The following is an 18,751-nucleotide window of genomic DNA, read 5'->3' as shown; positions in this document are numbered from 1 at the left end:
AATGAGACAGTCGTTATTGATAAAAGTACTGCTCGCTCTGGGTGCTATTAGTGCACTAAGTGCTTGCACGCATCGTGTTGAGGTGTCTGCTAAAGAGCCCATTACTATTAATTTAAATGTGAAGGTCGATCACGAAATTCGCGTAAAAGTAGATAAAGAACTCGACAATTTATTTAGTGACGACAGTGAGTTATTTTAAGGAGCTAGAACATGAATACGAAGAAAAAATTAAACATTATTACGTTAGTTAGTGCAGTATGTATGTCGTTCTCTGCGTGGGCTATTAGCCTTGATGACGCTAAAAACCAAGGTTTAGTAGGTGAGGATAGCTCTGGTTATTTAGGGCTTGTTGTACAAAACGCAGAAGCAAAAGCCGTTGTTGATGACATAAATGCAAAGCGTAAAGCGCAGTACTTAAAGCTCGCTAAAAAGAATAACTTGTCACTTTCACAAGTAGAAGCGCTTGCTGCCGCTAAAACAATTGAAAAAACCCAAAGTGGTCATTACGTTGAAGTAAATGGTAATTGGGTTAAAAAATAAGCTTAGGTATTACTTGTTTTGCAAAAGTTTTTTTACAAACCAAAATTAAACCGAGCATTTAAGCGCTCGGTTTTTTACAGCCTTCAAGTAACTGCTGCCAAAAATCAATCCCCTTACGCCTTGCTAGATTTATATTATGCTCAGGAATAGATTCAGGCTCGTTATAACTATCAAGTGCTTCGCTCATACTTGCTTCGCGGATTAAATGCAATGTAGGAAAGGGCGCTCTATTTGTGTAGTTTGCGGCATCGGTTTCATCACTGTCGGCAAATACATAATCTGGGTGAAAATTAGCGATTTGATACTTACCTTCAAAGCCCTGCGCGACTGAAAGTGCATTAGCTAAATCGACCAAGTCTAAAAAGTCTTCAAAGTCACTAAAGCCATTGTCAAACATGATAAGGGTTGTTTCGCGCTCTGGTTCACGGTCAAGCTCAACACATTGCTCAAGCATATCCATTACAGCATCATCCACACTTGCTGCTGGACTTACTATGTAATGAATACAGTTATTTTCTACTTCTTTTCGAGCAAACGGGCAAAAGTTATATTTAACAATAACAGATGATACCCATTCGCGGGTTTGGCTTATAGCTATGTTGGTCACGGTTTTGGCTCTAAATATTGATTAATAATGGTAAGTGTTTTTTGTATAGCACCTTGGTTCTTAGTTACGCATTGCGCAGCTTTAATACCTAAGGTTTGGCACGCTTTTGTGTTTTGGCTAAACGTTATAAGCTGCTTTGCGAGTTCGTCGTTACTATCAACCACTACAGCACCCTTGAACTTTGTTAGCTCGGGATAAACATGGTCAAAATTGTATGTGTGTGGACCTGTTATTACACCTACTGAAAACGCTGCTGATTCCAGTGGGTTATGCCCACCTCTGCGAATTAAGCTGCCACCAATAAAGCTCACGTTTGCAGCGCCATATAAACACTGTAATTCACCAAGCGTATCAGCAAGAAGTACTTGTTCATTGTTGTAGTTATTTTGGCTACGACGGCTAAAGCTAAGTGGGCTTTGCGTTAAAAGCTCTGCCACTTTGTCAAATTGCTCTGGATGGCGCGGGGCAATTATAAGTAATGCATTAGGTTGCTTTTTTAGTAACTCTTGATGGGCTAAAAGTACCAGCTCATGCTCAACAGGATGTGTTGAGCCTGCCACCCATACAAAGCGTTCATCGTTATTGTCTTCATTACTGTTATAAAGCTGTTTAAGGTTGAGTACTTTAGCTAATTGCTCTTCACTTGGTGTTATATCAAATTTTATAGAGCCTGTTACATGGCTTTTCGAAGTCTCAAGACCAAGCTCTATAAAACGTTTAGCATCTGTTTTATTGTGACTCGCAAGTACCGTAATTGAGCGCATAATAATATGCGTTAATTTAGCGACCTTTTGATAGCCTTGCTGTGACTTTTCAGAGAGTCTTGCATTGATAACAAGTACCGGTATATTTTTTTTGTGACTTATCGCCATTAAATTTGGCCATAGCTCTGTTTCTAAAATACATAATGCTTGTGGCTTTATACGCTTTAAAAATCGGGCTGTCGCAAACGGAAAATCGATTGGTAAGTAGCTACACGCCACAGAGTTTTTGAACTGGTTAAGTATTTGCTCTCTGCCTGTTGGAGTATTACAGGTTATAAGTATATTTAAATTTGGATGCACTTTTTGCAAAGCTTTAATGAGTGGCGTTGCGGCAAGTACCTCACCAACAGAAGCACAATGAAAAACTAAAGGTTTAGTTTTAACCGTAAATAAAGACTTACCGACAAACCCAAAGCGCTCTTTAAAGTGTGCACGATAGCCTTGGTTTTTTTTACCTCGTAAAATATAGAGATAAAATACAATCAGTGGGCTAATAATAATTAATGCGAATGAGTAAAAAATGCGTGCCATACTGATCTTTCTTAAAGGGAAGTGGCGTTAGTTTACCGTGAAATAGCCGTTTTCTAAACATACTCGTTATAAAATATGGTCTGGGTTCAGTTATAACCCGATAAAATACACACAATTAAATAAAATTATGGAATAATGAATTTAATTTTTCCTGCCATTTCAGTTCCAAGAGGAATTTTTTCATGTCAATTATCGATTCAGTGGCAACTAGCTACGTTGAAACATTAAACCGTCATCAGGCATTATTTGAAACGATGGAGGCTTATCATCAAGAATCTATGCAATTGTTAGAAGCATGCCATAGTGCATTACAAGCTGGTGGCAAGATTGTATGGTTTGGTAACGGCGGTAGTGCAGCCGATGCACAGCATTTAGCAGCGGAATTTGTAGTGCGTTATAAATTAGAGCGTGGTCCGCTTGCCTCTATGGCACTGACCACCGACACATCAATTTTAACAGCACACAGCAACGATTATCACTTTGATACGGTGTTTGAACGTCAAGTTCAAGCGCTATGTAAACCAGAAGACTTAGTGATTGGTTTAACTACATCAGGTACTAGCAACAATATTAATTTAGCATTAGAAGCCGCAAATAAACTAGGTGCTTTTACAGTCGCTTTAACAGGGCGGGATGGCGGCAAAGTAAAAGATATTGCTAAGTTACCTATTATTATAAAAAATGACGAAACAGCACGTATTCAAGAAGCTCACATGTTTATAGGTCACTGGTTATGTGAAGCCATGGATATGGTTGTTGCGGAGCAGCAGTAATGGATTTATCGTTATTAAAAAACTTATCGGCAGCACGTATATTAGTTGTTGGCGACGTAATGCTAGATCGTTATTGGTATGGCGACACAGGGCGTATTTCGCCAGAAGCGCCAGTACCTGTTGTTAAAGTAAGTAAATTTGAAGACAAAGCGGGCGGTGCAGCTAACGTTGCAAAAAATATAGCACGGTTAGATGCAAAAGTTGGCTTACTGGGCTTAATTGGCGAAGATGAAAGTGGGCAGATTTTAGAGACCATTTTAAAAGGTGAAAAAATAAGCTCACAATTAGTCAGTGTGTGTGATTTACCGACTATTTCTAAAATGCGCGTTATTAGTCGCCATCAGCAACTAGTTCGCCTTGATTTAGAAGAAACGTTTACTGAGCAACATAGTCAATTACTACTAAACCGCTTAGAGCTTGTACTAGATGAATACGACTTTATTGTGTTCTCTGATTACAGCAAAGGATCTTTAAGCTTAATTAAAGAAATGGTAAGCCTAGCTAAGGGCGCTGGAAAAACTGTTTTAATCGACCCTAAATCACCTGACTTACATTTATATAAAGGTGCTGATTACATTACACCTAATTTACATGAGTTTAAGTCAGCGGGCGGTCAAACCGATTCAGAAGAGGCTTTAGCAGCAAGTGCGCGTGATTTAATTAGCAAAAATGGCATTAAAGCCATGTTACTTACACGTTCTGAGCAAGGTATGTCGTTAATTGATGCAGATGAAAAGTTTGATTTTGCAGCACAAGAGCTTGAAGTAAGCGATGTAACTGGGGCCGGTGATACGGTTATAGCGACACTCGCGGTTATGCTTGGTGCGGGCATGGAACCAAAAGATGCTGTCGAAATTGCTAATTTAGCGGCAGGTATAGCGGTTAGTAAATTTGGTGCAGCAACGGTCTCGCCAGAAGAGTTAAGTCGTAAACTTGGTCAGTATTTACATACTACCGGCGAGCATTACCAAACACCATTTGATGATGTACTTCAACATATTGAATTTGCCAAACAAAATGGCGAAACAATTGTATTCACTAATGGCTGCTTTGATATTTTACATGCTGGGCATGTGCGTTATTTAGCACAAGCTAAAGCACGAGGCGATAGACTCGTTGTTGGATTAAATAATGATGAATCTATTACGCGTTTAAAAGGGGCAGATCGTCCTATTAACCCGCTAGATGAGCGTGCAATGGTACTTAGCGCACTTTCATCAGTTGATTGGGTTATTCCGTTTGGCAGTCCAGATGAAAACGATACACCCGCTAAATTAATCGAGCAAATAAGCCCTGATATTTTAGTTAAGGGTGGCGACTACACCGTAGAACAAATAGCGGGTGCTGAACATGTACTTCGCCATGGCGGAAAAGTTGAAGTGCTTGAGTTTTTAGATGGGTGCTCAACATCAAAAGTGATTAGTAAAATAAAACAGTAACTACTGATTTTACTTATTAAAAAGAAAAGGGATGAAAACGGTGTTTTCATCCCTTTTTTAATTTTAATACGTTACTTTATTAAAAGTAACGTATTAAAAGTTGTATTCATATTTGGCAAATGCCGATGTATCATTATCTACGTCATCATTGTTTGATGCAAAAGCACCTAAAGTGACGCGGCCGCCCATAGAAAGCATTCTGTAACGTACTTCTAGCTGTTTAGAGTTAAACCCTGTTTTAGTAATTGTATTTCCTAAGTCAGGATTGTTAGGATAACGATCGCGATTGTCACTATTATAATCAACACTGCGCAGTTTTACCTGCCAATCATTACCATTCGACAGCTGGCCTAATAAAGTTAAAACAACTGATTGGGCGTCGTTATCATAAGTTGAACCAATTGTACGGCCGTGGTAACGATAACCAGATTTGTAATCTGAGTGCTCATAGTAGCAATTTTCATTTGTAGACTCAGCTGAACATGAAACACTTGTATCTATATACTCTACATTTATTAATACGCTTTGATCGTATATTCGTTGTGTAGTTTGCACACCATACAAATAGGCTCTATCGGCTGGTTTAAACTGAGAACTAGCATCTTCGCCAATTGTACTGGCATATACAGCATAAGGTTGATTAAAAAGTGTATCTGACCAACGAACGTCAATACCCGCTAACTGATTACCAATTTTTGATTCTAACTGACTATCACAACTATCATTGCCATCAATACATGCTGTTTGCCCAGTGATAACATCAATAAAGTCTCCTGCAGATCCAGGTTGTCCGTCACCAGCCCATTGAGCAGACCAGCTCACGGCAATTTCTAATTGTTGTATTGGACGAATGTTTAATCTGCTGCTCCAAAGTAAAGTATCAGGAACAACACGCGTTGATTCAAGCTTTGCCATTTGTGCAGTAAAGCCCCATTGGCCGATCCAACTTAACCATGGTGTTTCAAAAGCGGTACTTTTTTCTCGAGTAACACTCAATGCAGGGAGTGGTTTTGCATTACCAGACATAATTAAGCTGTTATCAACACCTGGGCCCCAAAATTGTTCCACAGCACCCGCTCTAAAAATCCAGTTACCTAAGCGATATGCTAAGTAGCTGTCATCAAATGAGGTGTCGTTACAATCAGTTAAAGCTTGCTCATCAGTGGCTATATCATCAGTCGTTTTCCCATCAACTAAACATTTTTTACCATCTTTACGATAATTTACAGCTATTTTAGCCGCAAAGTTATCACCTAAATAGGAATAAGCAGCAGAAAGTTCGGTTTCTTGAGTATCAGTTGCACCAAAGCTTGTTGCTACAATAGGATCTGTCGCTGCAAATGCTGAAAATTGAACGCTATGCGAACTACTGTTCTCTGATTTATAACGGTGTTTAACGCGTAATAAAGCATCCTGTAAACTTGGGGATAATTGCTCCAGCGGCATGCTTTCAACATCACTTATAAAACTCTTCCACATAAGCGGGTATGTGGTTACAGGTGCTAAAATAACACCCGCATCAGCTAATTGTTGAATATCAGCTCTTAGGCCGTAATCATCAGGCTTTACCCAGGGTTCAGCATTTACTGATGCGCTTACTGCGCAAAAAAGAGTAGAGAGAAGAAAAATTCTGTTTCGCAAAGTTCAGATCCTTGTGATTTATATTGTGGCTAAGTTTATCAATCAAAGCGGTGGAATGCAGTAAATAATCAATTTTTTGGCGTTAATTTAATGCATAAAAATGTAACCTGTCTATCGCATGAAGTATCTGATTGATATACTACTGCTCAAATAGGAAATTGAGAATGCAATGAGCAACAAACGACTTTTATTTATTCCAGTATCATCGCCAGAAGGCATTGGTGAGTATATGCGCTCGTTGTTGTTGGCTCAAAGTTTACAGGCAGAAGTTGCTGATTCTCTCGATATTCATTTTATATTAAATAAGCATACTCCTTATGCTAAAACTTGTCCTTTTAAAGCTACACTGCTCGAACACTCAGCAACTAAAGAGCTAGATTCTGTTTGCGCTTTTATAGCGCAATTTAAACCTGATGTCGTTGTTTTCGATTGTGCAGGGCGCGCGGGCCACATGAAAGCAGCTAAAAAAGTTGGGGCCAAGGTAGTATTTATATCTCAGCATGCTAAAAAACGTGCTAAAGGCTTAAAGCTTAACAGGGTAAATTTAATTGATGCACATTGGGTGGTTCAACCTGATTACTGTATTGAGCCACTTACATGGACAGAAACTACCAAGTTAGACATGTTTTCTTTGGCTCCCCCTCGCAATGTAGGGCCTTTTGTTGCATTTGCCTCTAGCGAGCAAAAACATGATGTTTTAAATCGCTATAATTTAGTAGCGAATGACTACTTTATTGTTAATGCGGGTTCAGGCGGCCATAGTGTAAACAACCTAAACTGTTCTGATATATATTTTGAAGCTGCACTTAAAATAACTAAACTCACAGGCCTAAAAGGTGTTGTTGTTTTTGGTCCAAATTATAATAAAATCATTCCCAAAAGTGATGAACTAATTTGTTTAACAAGCTTGCAACACACTGATTTTTTAGCATTAATGAATCAAGCTAAAGTTGCATTACTGAGTGGCGGCGATACCCTACTACAAGCAATTGCCGTTAAAACACCTATTGTTGCATGTGCAATTTCTAAAGATCAAAATACACGTTTGGATCACTGTGTTAATACGGGTGTTGTAATTAAAACAAATCTTGATATAGATGAAATCACTACAAAAATAGCTCAAGTTATTACCGAGCCTTTTTATAGTGAGTTTATTGATAAATATAACCAGCTTGATAATTCAAATAGTTACGATGTAATAATTAATAGTATAAAAAGTATGCTTGCAGGGGAAAGTTGATGAATGTTGTTATTGTAATAGATTCATTAGTGGGGGGAGGAGCTGAAAAAGTAATGCTTACTTTGGCTGAAAAAATGGCGAAACTACATCACAATATCACTATTTTATCTCTTGCTAGCAACGCTGAGTATGACATTCCTGATATAGTTAATGTTGATAGTCTTTTTTCTGATAGAGCGTCTAAGGTAGATAGATTCTGGCAGCGAAAAAATAGTATTTTGCGATTAGAAGCGTGGTTTGAAAAAAAACAAAGCGAGATTGGCAATATTGATCTAGTGCTTTCTAACCTTGATAGAAGTAATAATTTACTTGCACGTAGTAATATCAAAAATGTTCACTTTGTTATTCATAACTCCGTCAATGCAGAACTTGCACGTCAAAAAAAGTTAGGTCCATTTTCATACTTATACCTTAAAAAAAGTAAGCAAAACTTAAATGGTAAATCACTTATTTGCGTATCAAAGGGTGTTGAAAAAGAAATAACACAAGGGGATTTAATTAACCCAAGTGCAATCGCGACTATTTATAACCCGTTCGATTTTGAAAAAATAAGACAGCAAGCAAATGAGCAAAATAACAATATCCCAAATGAGCCTTACTTAATTCATGTAGGAAGACTCGCCAAACAAAAACGCCACGATATATTATTTGCAGCATTTGCAAAGCTTGATAAAAAATACAAGTTAGTCCTTTTATGTAATAAACCGGCTAAAGCGCTAAAGCTTGCACAGCAATATGGCATAGAAAAACAGTTAGTAGTGCCTGGATTTCAACAAAACCCGTACAACTGGATTAAGCATGCCAAAGCTTTAGTTTTGAGTTCTGATTTTGAAGGATTGCCAACGGTATTAATTGAGGCTTTAGCGGTGGGTACTCCGGTAGTTAGCACTAATTGTACATTTGGACCAAGCGAGATATTAACAGGCGAGCTGAGTAAATATTTAGTACCCGTTCAACAAAGTGAGGCATTAGCCAATGCCGTTAAGCAGGTGCTAGTAGATAAGCCAAATGTAGAAAACGCAGATATTCTAAAACAAGTACAGGCAGAGCAGGTTGCTCTGCAGTATTTAGCATTGGCTAACTAAGTTAACTTATATTAGCGAGTGTTTTGAGGTAGTTGCTGTGCAGAGTTTGCCAGTCATTCACTTGCCAATTAAATACATCATTTCGACCTTGTTCTTTTAAAAATGAGCGCTCAAGGCGTGTTATATTACTTTGTTGCCACTGTGGGTTAGGCGTTCTTATTTCACCTCTGTCAAAGTCGATAATATACGCATCACCAATATCATTAAATAAAATGTTATTAATGTTTAAATCAGCGTGGTAAACGCCTTTTGAATGAAATAGCGCGATTGTTTTAGCAATGCGCTCCAACTCATCTTCAGTCAATGAACGTTCAATTAATATGTCGAGTACACTTTTAGCACCTGTAACGGCCTCGGTAATAATATCACCACGATAAATTAACCCGCTGCGGGTTACTTTAGCTGCAATAGGGGTGGGTACGTTTAAACCAAGCTCTATAAGCTTAGTCATTAAGCTAAACTCTTTATACACACGGGTTTTTTCAAGCCCTGGGTATAAATATTGATCGCTTAGCAATTTACCCACTAAACCACCGCGCCAATAATGCCTAAGTACGGCTGTTAATTTGTCTTGTTTAAAAAACCATGCTGTTGCTCTGCCTTTTTTAGCACCCACAATTTTATTTTGTTGTTGCCAATAATTTGTATCAAACCAATCGAGGGTAATTTGGCTTGTGTATTTAGGGTGGCTTAATACAGTGTGATTGCCTTGCACGTGTTGTTTAAACATAGCTCTGTGTAATTGCTAAATAATAGGCCTATATTAGCGCGTTTTAAAGCGCAGGATAAGTGCTTGCAATAGCGTGATTATAATTTAAGATCGGCTTTTGTATTAAATACCTAAGGGAATGTGTGACTCAAGCTCCTAATTATTCATCTATTTGTATATTAAGACTCTCTGCCATTGGTGACGTATGTCATGGTGTGAGTGCTGTACAAGCCATTCAAAAAGCACACCCGAATGCAAAAATCACCTGGGTAATTGGCAAAATAGAAGCCATGTTACTTGCTGACTTACAGGGTGTTGAGCTGGTGGTATTTGATAAAAAGCAAGGCAAAGCAGCGCTTAAAAGCTTAAAGCAACGCTTCAACAACCAAAAGTTTGATGTGCTTCTTAATATGCAAGTTGCATTAAGGGCTGGGTTTGTAGCGCGTTGTATTCCTGCAAAAGTAAAAATAGGGTTCGATAGGGCTCGTTCAAAAGAATTACATAGCTTATTTATTAATAAACGAATAGATCCACAAGCTCAGGCGCACGTTCTTGAAGGCTTTAAAGGTTTTGCAAAAGCCATTGGTGTTTCTGATTATAAACCGAGTTGGAACATGCCATATACCGAGCAAGACCAAGCGGTTGCAGATGAGTTACTAACACCAGAATACCTAACTAATAAACTATTAGTAATATCGCCCGCAGCTAGTAAAGCGCAGCGTAATTGGCTCGCTGATCGTTATGCCACATTGGCTGATTATGCAAGCGAGCAAGGCTTTAAGGTGGTATTGACGGGTGGTCCAACAGAGCTTGAAATTAACCTAGCAAATAGCATTATTGAGCACAGCAACACGCCTATTTTAAATTTAGTAGGTAAAACAAAACTCAAAGAGTTGTTGTGCGTGTTAAAGCGTGGCAGCTTAGTGCTTGCCCCCGACACGGGTCCTGCGCATATGGCAGTAACAGTTGGTACGCCGGTTATTGGTTTATATGCACATTCAAATCCAGCACGCACAGGTCCTTATTTATATCAAGACTACGTGGTAGAGGTTTATCATCAAAACTTGTTTAAGCAAACAGGTAAAACGGCTGAGCAAGTACCGTGGGGGACACGCGTAAAAGGCGATGATTTAATGAGCCAAATTACAGTTGATGATGTAAAAGCGATGTTTGACCATGTTGTACAAAAAGAGTCTTTGTAATGAATGCACAACAAAAAAATAAAGCGCTTTTTTTAGACCGAGATGGCGTGGTAAATGTTGATCATGGTTATGTGTATCAAAGCGATAAATTTGAATTTATTGACGGTGTTTTTAGCACTTGTAAAACATTTTATGATGCAGGCTATAAAATCATAATCGTCACTAATCAATCTGGAATTGGTCGAGGTTATTACACCGAAGCTGATTTTTTAGCACTGACCGACTGGATGAAAGACCAGCTTAGTGCCCACAGCATTGCAGTTACCGATGTGTATTTTTGCCCGCATCACCCTAAAAAAGCGCGCCCTGAATATTTGAAAGAGTGCAGTTGCAGAAAGCCTGCGCCAGGTATGTTATTACAAGGCATACAAGAGCATAATATCGACCCTGCTTGCAGTATTATGGTGGGCGATAAACTCAGTGATATGAAGGCTGCGAAAAAAGCGGGCATCACTACACGCGTTTTAGTGCGTTCAGGGCAAAGCTTTGACGAAAGCGCTAAGCAAGAAGCTGATTTAATTATCGATTCTATAAGTAGTTTACCTGCACTTTTAAACACATAAATAAACAGCCTGTAAACTGGCAGGAATTCCTTCCAACTGAGGGCGTTTGCGACGAACTGCAAACCGTGCATTTTACCCATTAAACTTTTACAATACCCCGCATAATAAACAGCCGCGAAAGTGCGGTTGTTTACCCGTTCAAATATATGGAGAACCTAGATGAGAGCATCTGCTTTTTTTAGCCAGCTACAACAGCAAATTGAAGACGTAAAAACCGAAGGTTTGTATAAAAACGAACGTATTATTAAGTCCCAGCAGCAAGCTCAAATCGAAGTTGCATCAGGTAAAGTAATCAACTTTTGTGCTAATAACTATTTAGGTTTAGCTAATAGCCCAGAGTTAATTGAAGCGGCGCAAAATGGTTTAAATAATCATGGTTTTGGTGTGGCTTCAGTACGTTTTATTTGTGGCACTCAAGATATCCATAAAACACTAGAGCAAAAAATCAGTGCGTTTTTAGAAACAGAGGATACTATTTTATATTCTTCATGTTTTGACGCAAACACAGGTTTGTTTGAAACTATTTTAGGCGCAGAAGACGCTATTATTTCTGATTCATTAAATCATGCATCAATTATCGACGGTGTACGTTTATGTAAAGCTAAGCGTTTTCGTTATGCAAATAACGACATGGCTGAGCTTGAGAAGCAACTTATTGCAGCAGATGAAGCCGGTGCTAAAACTAAACTAATTGCTACCGATGGCGTGTTTTCTATGGACGGCGTTATTTGTAATTTAGAAGCTGTGTGCGACTTAGCCGATAAATATGATGCGCTTGTAATGGTAGATGACTCTCACGCAGTTGGCTTTGTTGGCGAAAACGGTAAGGGTACACCTGAGTACTGTAATGTATTAGACCGTGTAGATATTATCACCGGTACATTAGGTAAAGCGCTGGGCGGTGCTTCAGGTGGTTATACATCAGGTAAAAAAGAAATTGTTGAATGGTTACGTCAGCGTTCACGCCCATACTTGTTCTCAAACTCATTAGCGCCTTCAATTGTTACTGCATCAATTAAAGTACTTGAAATGCTTGAAAATGGCGGCGAGCTTCGCGCTAAACTTTGGTCAAATGCTAAATATTTCCGTGAGCAAATGGAAGCTGCTGGTTTTACATGTGCAGGTAAAGATCATGCAATTATCCCTGTAATGCTAGGAGATGCCAAAGTAGCCTCGTTAATGGCTGATAAATTACTTGCTGAAGGCATTTACGTAACCGGTTTTTCATTCCCTGTAGTACCAAAAGGGCAAGCGCGTATTCGTACACAAATTTCAGCGGCACATAGTATTGAGCAGCTCGATACAGCTATCGATGCATTTACCCGTATTGGTAAAGAAATGGGCGTTATTTAATTTTATTTTAAACCGAAGCCTCGCTTCGGTTTTTTAGTTGAGTGTGGATTATGAAAGCATTATCTAAATTAAAAGCAGAACCGGGCATTTGGATGACAGATGCACCAAAGCCAGAAGTAGGTCATAACGACTTACTGATTAAAATTCGCAAAACAGCTATTTGTGGTACCGACGTACATATTTACAAGTGGGACGAATGGGCAAGTAAAACAATTCCAACGCCTATGGTTGTTGGCCATGAATATGTTGGTGAAGTCGTTGATATGGGCCAAGAAGTTCGTGGCTTTCAGGTTGGCGACCGCGTATCTGGCGAAGGGCATATTACGTGTGGGCATTGTCGAAATTGTCGTGCAGGGCGTGTACATTTATGCCGTAATACAACGGGTGTAGGTGTAAACCGTGAAGGTGCGTTTGCCGAATATTTAGTTATTCCTGCATTTAACGCATTTAAAATTCCAGATAATATTTCTGACGAACTCGCTTCTATTTTCGACCCATTTGGTAACGCAGTTCATACCGCACTATCGTTTGACTTAGTTGGCGAAGATGTACTTATCACTGGTGCAGGCCCAATTGGTATTATGGCAGCAGCTGTTGCAAAACATGTTGGTGCTCGCCACGTTGTAATTACCGACGTAAACGAATACCGCCTAGATTTAGCACGTAAAATGGGGGCTTCACGCGCTGTAAACGTTGCCAATGAAAAGCTTGAAGATGTAATGAAAGAGCTAGGTATGACAGAGGGTTTTGATATTGGCCTTGAAATGTCAGGTGTGCCAAGCGCGTTTAATTCAATGCTTAATAATATGAACCACGGCGGTAAAATTGCCATGCTGGGTATTCCACCATCTGATATGGCAGTTGACTGGAACCAAGTTATTTTTAAAGGTTTAGTGATTAAAGGTATTTACGGTCGCGAAATGTTCGAAACGTGGTACAAAATGGCAAGTTTGATTCAATCTGGCCTAGATTTAAACCCAATCATTACACATCAATATTCTGTGGATGACTTCCAAGCTGGCTTTGATATGATGATTTCAGGTCAGTCAGGTAAAGTAATTTTAAACTGGGATTAGTTCCTCACTAAATTACAAGAAGGGCGGCTTTAGCCGCCTTTTTTATACTATTAATTAAAGAGATTTCAATGGCATTTAAACATATTTCTATAGCGCAAACGTTAGAGCTTTTAGATAAAGAAGACGTGGTAATTGCAGATATTCGCGATCCTAATTCGTATCAAGCCGGTCGCATTCCAGGCTCAGAAGCACTTTCTAACGGTAATATCGCACAATTTATGATGGAAAAAGAATTCGATCAGCCAATTATTATTGTCTGCTACCACGGTATGAGCTCACAAGGCGCAGCTAGCTACTTAGTTGAGCAAGGTTTTGAAGACGTTTACAGTATGGATGGCGGCTTTACAGCTTGGGAAGCTGCTTACAGCGAGAAAGTAGAGCGATGATAGAGCTTGGCAGTTTAAATAACCCGCGCGCCGCACAGGGCTTTATAGATTATTTAAAAAGCCAAGGTTTACAAGGACAATTAAGCTCCTCAGATGGTAGCAATGTCATTATTAGTGTTGCGCCTGAGCATTTTCATCAAATACAACCTTTATGGGCCGAATTTACACAAAACCCTAACCATGAACGCTATCAACAAGCTTCATGGGATGTAGGTAGCACACAATCGCCGCTTAAATACCAAGGGCAATCACTTAATCTAATGACGCGATTTAAAGCGCTTAGCTGGTTAAATCAAACCGTAAGTATTGTAAGCGTTATAGTTTATTTTGCTTTTTTACTAGGTGGTTTTGAGACCATTTACACCATGATGCAGTTTAAACCTACGCAGCCTTTAAGTTGGTTAACGCCCGCCCTCGTACATTTTAGCGCGATGCATATAGTGTTTAATTTAATTTGGTGGATGTCGCTTGGTGACAATATCGAAAAACAATGCGGAAAACTCACCCTAATAGGTTTGTTTTTAGTAACTGCACTTATAAGTAATTGGGCACAATACTTAATGGTTGGCCCCAATTTTGGCGGCTTGAGTGGTGTGGTGTATGGGCTACTTGGTTTTTGCTGGATTCATAGCTTTTTAAATCCTAACAAGCCTGCGCTTGTAAGTACGGCTATTGTTGGCTTTATGTTGATTTGGTTAGTGCTTGGGTTTGCTGATGTATTGTTTGTAGGTATGGCTAATTGGGCGCACTTAGGTGGGTTACTTAGCGGTATGGCTTTTGCCTATACCGCCAAAATATTTAACGCAAAACGTTAAATACTAATGATATAAATATTTAGTGAACAAGACTTCACGGATGATCTCTTGTCCTGTTTCTTCTTTTAGCAGGCTTTTTAGTTTTTCGGCGCACTTTGCACGTATTTCTTCACGGCCAGTAAGTGATTTTATTTTTTCTTCTGGTTCTTTAGATAAAATCTCTACTAGGGCATCACGAAGTAATGGCGTGTGGTGTTCAACCAGTGCAATATCAGAAGTATCAGTAAGCATTAAATCAATAGTTACACGCACATAGCCCATTTTTTTACTTGATGCGCCAATGTAGTTGGTGATTATATCTGGCTCAAAACCAAAATAACCAACTGTGGATTCAGCACGAGCTGTAAAGCTAATAACGCTTACAAAGAACGTAAAAAGACCTGCGTATACTATTTTTTTCATATTTAAAGCGTTTCTTAAAACTTGTTACAAATAGTTTATACTTAATAGTAGGTAATAAACAGCGCCAAGCAATTATTTATGGTTATAAAACATCACTTTTTCAAAAGCTTTGGCAATGGTATCATCTCGTTGTTTTTTATTTTGTTGAGCTATTATGATTACTTATCCTCTGTCTATATCTGCTAATTGGCAGTCCACTTCTTATATAAGTGACTTATCTCCTCTAGAGCAAGAGTGGCTTTTTGAACAGAATTCATTAACGGCTAAATTAAAAAGCAACTCAAAAACTTTTAATGTAAAGGTATTAAGTGAGCAGTTATTTACTTTAAGCCCAGAGCAAAACTTACTACTAAACAGCACAGCTAAAACAGCTATGAATCGAGAAGTTCTCTTACTGTGCGATAACAAACCTGTGGTGTACGCACAAAGCTGGCTTCCGAAAAATGATTCTATTAATCCTTTGCACAATATGGGCGAGCGTCCTTTAGGTGATGTGATTTTTCAGGACCCAGCATTAAAAAGAACGGATATAGAAATTGCTTATTTTGATGACACGCACCCTATTCAGCAATTAGTTACAAAATTGAACTTACCCGAGAAAAACTTACTAGGGCGTCGAAGTGTATTCTCACTCAAAGAATATAAGTTTTTAGTGTGTGAAGTGTTTTTACCTGGAGCATATTTATACTCATGAAATTAGCCGCTTTAAAGCCAAAACATATTCCTTATTATATACAGTTAATGCGTATAGATAAGCCCATTGGTACCTTGTTATTACTTTGGCCAACATACTGGGCTTTATGGCTTGCTAATAGTGGGATGCCGAGCTTACTCAACCTTATTATATTCACGCTGGGCGTTGTTGTTATGCGTAGCGCAGGGTGTGTAATTAATGATTTTGCAGATAGAAAAATAGACGGCTCGGTAAAACGCACAGCTCAACGGCCGCTAGCTTCAGGGCAGGTGAGTAGTGGTGAAGCACTTAGTCTATTTTTACTACTCATAGTTATTGCGTTCATTTTAGTATTAATGCTTAGCGTTAATACTATTTTGCTTTCTTTTGGTGCTTTGGCTTTAGCCTTTTGTTACCCCTTTATGAAGCGCTATACACAGTTACCTCAAGTTGTTTTAGGGGCTGCATTTGGTTGGGCTATTCCTATGGCGTATATGGCTTCAATTAATGCACTACCACAGCAGGCATGGTTATTATTTATAGCCAATATTTGCTGGACAGTGGCTTACGACACCATGTATGCGATGGTTGATAGGGACGACGATTTAAAAATAGGGGTAAAATCAACCGCTATTTTATTTGGTAAATACGACCGCCATATTATCTTTTTACTTAATGCTGTATTTATAGCGTTGGTTGCTTTTATTGGTATAAGCAATCATTTAAGTGTCGCGTTTGGCGTTGGTTTAAGTATTGCTGCGGGCCTATTGGCATACCAACAAACGCTTATTCATAAACGTGAAAGAGATGCCTGTTTTAAAGCGTTTTTAAATAATCATTACGTGGGTTTGGCTATCTTTATAGGGTTATTACTTTCATACCCAATAGCATTTTAAAAACCTCAATAAAGGCTGTTAAAATGCTCTATTAGGAGTTATCGGGGCGGATCAATAATGCCGCTAATAGAGGCGTTTTTTCTAAACCAGCCTGCAATAGAATAGCGATCGTCAACGGCGGGAAGTACTTCGTGGGCAAAGCGTTCGCTTTCAAACATTACTAATGTGCCAGCAGTTGGTTTAATTGTTATTTCTATCTCTTTACTTTTAGGTTTATAAATAACAAGTTCGCCACCTTGCTTAGGCGTATTTAAATAAAGTACCGTTGTAAATACTCGATTAGAGCGACCTTTAAATGTATCTAAGTGCTTTTTGTAAAAATCACCCTGTGTATATTTTGCATAATGGCATTCGTAATCAAATAACCCCATAAAAAAACTGCGATTTAACGTGGTCTTTATACTTTGCATTATTGCTTGATAGGTAAGCTGTGCTTGAGAGCTGCCGTCAAACCAATAGGTTTTATCAGTACGTACGGCTTTATCTATTTGTAAGTCATTTAATCGACCAATACCAGCAAGGCTAAAGTGAGGGTTTATACGGTGGCAGTCTGCAACTAAATCGTTAACTAAATCGGCAATAAGCGCGTTATGAATTACGGTATATCCTTGGCGTTCTATATCATCTAAATAGACATCAGGACCAAAAAGTGTGTTCATTCACATCAGCTGTTTAAAAAAGGTGCGACAGTGTAGCCGAAAAGCTATTAAAAGCTACTGTTTATTGTGCCGCACTTTTTGAAACATCAGATTAGCTAAATGCAGCACCCGCTTTTTTTATAAGCGATAGTAAATGCTCTACATGTTCAGTAATCGACGTCTGTTGGCTTGTTTGTACAACGAGTTGTTCGTGGTTTAAACCTTTATTTGTTTTAAGTTGTACTAATTCAGAATTCTCTGCGATTGCATTAGCATGTTCAATGCTTGCAATAGCAAAATGATCTGATTTAACTACACTTGCCATTACTTGCTCAATACTGCCCACTTTAATACTTGATGATTTATTTAAAGAATCAATCGCTTCATTAAGCATAGTTTGTACTTGTTTAGACTCAGAGAAACAGCCAAACATCGGGTAGCTATCAAGGTTTTGTTTACTTATATCGTTTTTATGGGCAAGAGGGTGGTTTTTTGAAACAAATAATACAAGCTGATCTGGTAAGTGAATGTCACTACCAATGCTGTTAATAGCTTGAGAGTATACGCTTATATCTATTTCACCCTGTTGGAGTTTGCGCGTTAGCTCTTGCTGATCTTGTAGCTGCATCTCAATTTTTATATGAGGGTATTGAGCTAAAAACTGTCCACAAGAAATAGGTACTATGCTGCTTGCCTTATTGGTATACCCAATAACGAGCTTTTCATTGGCATTACCGTTTACTGATTGAAAAATCCGCTTTTTCGTTAGCTCAAGTTCCGATAGGGTTGTTTTAGCATATTCTAGAAAAAGATCGCCTTCTGGCGTTAATTTAACTGAGCGTGTTGAGCGTTTAACTAATTCATATCCCATTTCATCTTCAAGTGTTTGAATGCTGCGCGTTAGCGCTGAAGTACTAATTTGGGTTTGTTCAGCAGCTTGTCTAAAATGACGTAATACACCAAGTGCTACAAATTGCTCTAATTGTTCAAATCTCACTTTATAGTCCCTTTTTATAAGTAAGTCGCAGATACCACGGGCATCAAACACATTAATTTTTTATTCTAAAGTTTAGTAAAATTCTATATTGAAATACGTTTGTAAGTTCATACGTGTTTCCAGCAGGATACCCCCCTTTTAGTATTAATTAAAGAGTAAAGCGACCAAATAGTATTACTTTTTAAATTCATAACTAGTTGTTTATTGTATTTTATCTATATTTTTGCAATGGGTTATCTAAGTAAAGTTATTTGTAGTCAGTAAGTTAGTTAGTATATTTGGATTAAATTGTTCTAGGGGCTGTTGATCTTTGTAGTACATATATCAATCAGCCCACATTGGTAGCCACATCATAGTAAATGCTAAAGCGAGCATTGAATGATAATTTCGTTCAAGCTTTTCATACCGCGTGGCTATCCCT

21 protein-coding genes and 1 pseudogene are annotated in these 18,751 nt (G+C 38.6%); 14 read left to right on the top strand and 8 right to left on the bottom strand.

All coding sequences use genetic code 11. The features are described 5' to 3' along the window. The first annotated feature begins 1 nt into the window (after position 1). Both QL998_RS15560 and QL998_RS15555 read left to right on the top strand, forming a co-directional pair. Positions 2-199 carry a YnbE family lipoprotein gene (locus QL998_RS15560; RefSeq protein WP_002961070.1) on the top strand — a complete coding sequence of 66 codons (198 nt, stop codon included), beginning with the start codon at positions 2-4 and terminating at the stop codon, positions 197-199. An 11-nt stretch (positions 200-210) separates the two neighbouring features. After that, entirely contained in the window at positions 211-540 is a 330-nt protein-coding gene (locus tag QL998_RS15555; RefSeq protein WP_002961068.1) for a YdbL family protein, read from the top strand. 58 nt (positions 541-598) lie between these two features. On the opposite strand, the gene QL998_RS15550 is transcribed toward QL998_RS15555, so the two are convergent. Both QL998_RS15550 and waaA read right to left on the bottom strand, forming a co-directional pair. Continuing rightward, positions 599-1,147: a DUF1415 domain-containing protein gene (locus tag QL998_RS15550; protein ID WP_024604038.1), complete on the bottom strand. Its 549-nt coding sequence runs from the start codon at positions 1,145-1,147 to the stop codon at positions 599-601. Further along, positions 1,144-2,442, bottom strand: coding sequence for a lipid IV(A) 3-deoxy-D-manno-octulosonic acid transferase (gene waaA / locus QL998_RS15545; protein ID WP_290193018.1), 1,299 nt, complete (start codon positions 2,440-2,442; stop codon positions 1,144-1,146). Before waaA ends, QL998_RS15550 begins: the two co-directional genes overlap by 4 nt. 182 nt (positions 2,443-2,624) lie before the next feature. On the opposite strand from waaA, the gene QL998_RS15540 reads away from it, so the two are divergent. Then, a complete protein-coding gene (locus QL998_RS15540) occupies positions 2,625-3,215 on the top strand; it encodes an SIS domain-containing protein (RefSeq protein ID WP_002961065.1) in 591 nt (196 codons plus the stop codon). Further along, positions 3,215-4,654, top strand: a complete 1,440-nt coding sequence (gene hldE / locus QL998_RS15535) for a bifunctional D-glycero-beta-D-manno-heptose-7-phosphate kinase/D-glycero-beta-D-manno-heptose 1-phosphate adenylyltransferase HldE (RefSeq protein ID WP_024604040.1) — start codon at positions 3,215-3,217, stop codon at positions 4,652-4,654. The genes QL998_RS15540 and hldE overlap by 1 nt, the downstream gene beginning before the upstream one ends. A 93-nt stretch (positions 4,655-4,747) precedes the next feature. On the opposite strand, the gene QL998_RS15530 is transcribed toward hldE, so the two are convergent. Continuing rightward, positions 4,748-6,295 (bottom strand): capsule assembly Wzi family protein, encoded by a 1,548-nt coding sequence (locus tag QL998_RS15530; RefSeq protein ID WP_182197294.1) that lies wholly within the window; start codon positions 6,293-6,295, stop codon positions 4,748-4,750. A 169-nt stretch (positions 6,296-6,464) separates the two neighbouring features. On the opposite strand from QL998_RS15530, the gene QL998_RS15525 reads away from it, so the two are divergent. Both QL998_RS15525 and QL998_RS15520 read left to right on the top strand, forming a co-directional pair. Then, complete coding sequence (locus tag QL998_RS15525; protein WP_182197292.1) at positions 6,465-7,535, top strand: glycosyltransferase family 1 protein; 1,071 nt, start codon at positions 6,465-6,467, stop codon at positions 7,533-7,535. Further along, entirely contained in the window at positions 7,535-8,620 is a 1,086-nt protein-coding gene (locus QL998_RS15520) for a glycosyltransferase (RefSeq protein ID WP_182197291.1), read from the top strand. Before QL998_RS15525 ends, QL998_RS15520 begins: the two co-directional genes overlap by 1 nt. Before the next feature lies 1 nt (position 8,621). On the opposite strand, the gene QL998_RS15515 is transcribed toward QL998_RS15520, so the two are convergent. Next, complete coding sequence (locus QL998_RS15515) at positions 8,622-9,350, bottom strand: 3-deoxy-D-manno-octulosonic acid kinase (protein WP_182197289.1); 729 nt, start codon at positions 9,348-9,350, stop codon at positions 8,622-8,624. A 122-nt stretch (positions 9,351-9,472) separates the two neighbouring features. On the opposite strand from QL998_RS15515, the gene QL998_RS15510 reads away from it, so the two are divergent. The 6 genes from QL998_RS15510 (at position 9,473) to glpG (ending at position 14,724) form a co-directional block, all read left to right on the top strand. Next, positions 9,473-10,531 carry a glycosyltransferase family 9 protein gene (locus tag QL998_RS15510; protein ID WP_024604045.1) on the top strand — a complete coding sequence of 353 codons (1,059 nt, stop codon included), beginning with the start codon at positions 9,473-9,475 and terminating at the stop codon, positions 10,529-10,531. Continuing rightward, positions 10,531-11,094: a D-glycero-beta-D-manno-heptose 1,7-bisphosphate 7-phosphatase gene (gene gmhB / locus QL998_RS15505; RefSeq protein ID WP_290193017.1), complete on the top strand. Its 564-nt coding sequence runs from the start codon at positions 10,531-10,533 to the stop codon at positions 11,092-11,094. Before QL998_RS15510 ends, gmhB begins: the two co-directional genes overlap by 1 nt. A 159-nt stretch (positions 11,095-11,253) precedes the next feature. Further along, a complete protein-coding gene (locus tag QL998_RS15500; RefSeq protein WP_182197286.1) occupies positions 11,254-12,447 on the top strand; it encodes a glycine C-acetyltransferase in 1,194 nt (397 codons plus the stop codon). A 50-nt stretch (positions 12,448-12,497) separates the two neighbouring features. Further along, the gene (tdh, locus tag QL998_RS15495; RefSeq protein WP_024595694.1) at positions 12,498-13,523 is read left to right on the top strand and encodes an L-threonine 3-dehydrogenase; all 1,026 of its coding nucleotides are present in this window, start codon (positions 12,498-12,500) and stop codon (positions 13,521-13,523) included. 68 nt (positions 13,524-13,591) lie between these two features. Beyond that, on the top strand, positions 13,592-13,909 hold the full coding sequence (gene glpE / locus QL998_RS15490) for a thiosulfate sulfurtransferase GlpE (RefSeq protein ID WP_010554397.1): 318 nt from the start codon (positions 13,592-13,594) through the stop codon (positions 13,907-13,909). Next, complete coding sequence (glpG, locus tag QL998_RS15485; protein WP_182197285.1) at positions 13,906-14,724, top strand: rhomboid family intramembrane serine protease GlpG; 819 nt, start codon at positions 13,906-13,908, stop codon at positions 14,722-14,724. Before glpE ends, glpG begins: the two co-directional genes overlap by 4 nt. Positions 14,725-14,727: 3 nt before the next feature. On the opposite strand, the gene QL998_RS15480 is transcribed toward glpG, so the two are convergent. Continuing rightward, positions 14,728-15,126, bottom strand: a complete 399-nt coding sequence (locus QL998_RS15480) for a flagellar basal body-associated protein FliL (RefSeq protein WP_165744229.1) — start codon at positions 15,124-15,126, stop codon at positions 14,728-14,730. 154 nt (positions 15,127-15,280) lie between these two features. On the opposite strand from QL998_RS15480, the gene QL998_RS15475 reads away from it, so the two are divergent. Together QL998_RS15475 and ubiA are read left to right on the top strand one after the other, a co-directional pair. Continuing rightward, entirely contained in the window at positions 15,281-15,820 is a 540-nt protein-coding gene (locus QL998_RS15475; RefSeq protein WP_165744228.1) for a chorismate lyase, read from the top strand. Continuing rightward, positions 15,817-16,695, top strand: coding sequence for a 4-hydroxybenzoate octaprenyltransferase (ubiA, locus tag QL998_RS15470; RefSeq protein ID WP_182197283.1), 879 nt, complete (start codon positions 15,817-15,819; stop codon positions 16,693-16,695). Before QL998_RS15475 ends, ubiA begins: the two co-directional genes overlap by 4 nt. A 38-nt stretch (positions 16,696-16,733) precedes the next feature. On the opposite strand, the gene QL998_RS15465 is transcribed toward ubiA, so the two are convergent. From QL998_RS15465 to QL998_RS15455, 3 genes and pseudogenes are all read right to left on the bottom strand, one after another. Further along, on the bottom strand, positions 16,734-17,354 hold the full coding sequence (locus QL998_RS15465) for a 2OG-Fe(II) oxygenase (RefSeq protein WP_290193016.1): 621 nt from the start codon (positions 17,352-17,354) through the stop codon (positions 16,734-16,736). 91 nt (positions 17,355-17,445) lie between these two features. Then, a complete protein-coding gene (locus QL998_RS15460; RefSeq protein WP_290193015.1) occupies positions 17,446-18,330 on the bottom strand; it encodes a LysR family transcriptional regulator in 885 nt (294 codons plus the stop codon). A 324-nt stretch (positions 18,331-18,654) separates the two neighbouring features. After that, positions 18,655-18,751: pseudogene (locus QL998_RS15455) on the bottom strand (IS5/IS1182 family transposase); the annotation flags it as partial.

Origin of the sequence: Pseudoalteromonas sp. APC 3691 (assembly GCF_030408135.1) — a bacterium.
Lineage (GTDB): Bacteria > Pseudomonadota > Gammaproteobacteria > Enterobacterales > Alteromonadaceae > Pseudoalteromonas.
Note: the sequence above shows the minus strand (reverse complement) of the source record. Positions and strands in the feature narration are given on the sequence as shown.